Below are 1,607 nucleotides of genomic sequence, written 5' to 3' on the forward strand. Positions count from 1 at the left end.
GGGGATGCGGACGAAAACTTGGACCACCAGGAGGTAGTTCATGTATTCCCATACAGACAGAATTCGCGCGGTCGAGCTGTATATTAAGCTCGGCAAGCGGGTTAAGGCGACGATCCGCCAATTGGGTTATCCGACCAAGAATGCGCTGAGGAACTGGTACCGCGAATACGAGCAGCACCAAGACCTGCGGGTTCGTTCTGTGGGTCGCGCGCCGAAGTTTTCCGAGGCCCAGAAGCAGGTGGCACTTGAGCACTACCGCACTCACGATCGCTGTATCTCTTCAACGATGAGAGCGTTGGGTTATCCCGGTCGTGGAACTTTGACGGCATGGGTTCGAGAGGCGTTTCCGGAGGCGAGGACTTCGATGGCCGGTCGATCCTGGCGTCCAGCTTATCCTGAGGCCTTGAAGCAGGTCGCGGTCCTCGATCTTTGCAGTGGAGAAGAGAGTGCCCAGGAAGTCGCCGACCGGCTGGGCGTATGTCGGCCAACATTGTACAGTTGGAGGAATGAGTCACTCGGTCATGAGGTTGCCTCATCGATGAAACGCCGCAAAACCTCTGCGCCGGCACCTGAGCGCGAGGAACTCGAGCGACAGCTTGAGGCCCTCCAACGCGATGTCCGCCAATTGCAACTCGAGCATGATCTGCTGAAGAAGGCCAATGAACTGCTAAAAAAAGGCCTGGGCGTCGATCTGCAACTCCTGAGTAATCGGGAGAAGACACAGCTGGTTGACGCCCTCAAAGACATCTATCGATTGCCACAACTGCTAGTGCAGTTGGGAATTGCGCGAAGCTCCTACTTCTACCACCGCGCCCGAGCGAGCCTGGCAGACAAGTATGCCACCATCCGTCGCAGCATCACGGAGATCTTTGAAACCAACCATCGCTGCTACGGCTATCGTAGACTGCAGGCGTCTCTGGCCAGGCAGAGTGTGACAATCTCGGAAAAGGTTGTGCAGCGATTGATGAAACAGGAGCGCCTGGTCGCCGCCAGACCACGGCGACGGCGTTTTGGTTCGTACTTGGGAGAAATCAGTCCTGCGCCTGAGAACCTGATCAACCGCGACTTCCATGCAGCAACACCGAATGAGAAATGGCTCACGGACATCACCGAATTCCAGATCCCAGCCGGCAAAGTGTATCTCTCGCCTATCATAGATTGCTTCGATGGCATGGTGATCAGTTGGTCGATTGGAACGCAACCTGATGCGGGGTTAGTCAACACGATGCTGGACGCCGCTATCAAGACAGTCACCGATGCCGAAAGCGGGACAATCATCCATTCGGATCGTGGAGCGCATTATCGCTGGCCCGGCTGGCTCACGCGGATCAGCGATGCGAAGCTGGTTCGTTCAATGTCCCGCAAGGGCTGCTCACAAGATAACGCTGGGTGCGAAGGCTTCTTCGGCCGATTGAAAACAGAACTCTTCTACCCTCGAGACTGGAAGACCATCACAATCGAGCAGTTTGTCCACGAGGTTGATGCGTACATCCGATGGTACAATGAAAAGCGCATCAAATTATCACTGGGCTCACGCAGTCCGGTCGAGTATCGAGAAAGCCTTGGCCTAACAGTATAAATTAGTCCAACTTTTTATCCGCATCCCC

The 1,607-nt window shown here is 55.3% G+C and carries 1 protein-coding gene; it reads left to right on the plus strand.

Translation table 11 applies throughout. The annotated features are described in order from the left end of the window. Positions 1-40 precede the first annotated feature (40 nt). Positions 41-1,579 carry an IS3 family transposase gene (locus DA915_RS28555; RefSeq protein ID WP_107676177.1) on the plus strand — a complete coding sequence of 513 codons (1,539 nt, stop codon included), beginning with the start codon at positions 41-43 and terminating at the stop codon, positions 1,577-1,579. Positions 1,580-1,607: the final 28 nt, after the last annotated feature.

Source organism: Agrobacterium sp. LAD9, from assembly GCF_003031125.1.
Classification (GTDB): Bacteria; Pseudomonadota; Alphaproteobacteria; order Rhizobiales; family Rhizobiaceae; genus Agrobacterium; species Agrobacterium radiobacter.

Bases quoted from the DNA above. Each gene is read 5' to 3' on its own strand.
- DA915_RS28555 (WP_107676177.1), top strand. From the start codon at position 41: ATGTATTCCCATACAGACAGAATTCGCGCGGTCGAGCTGTATATTAAG.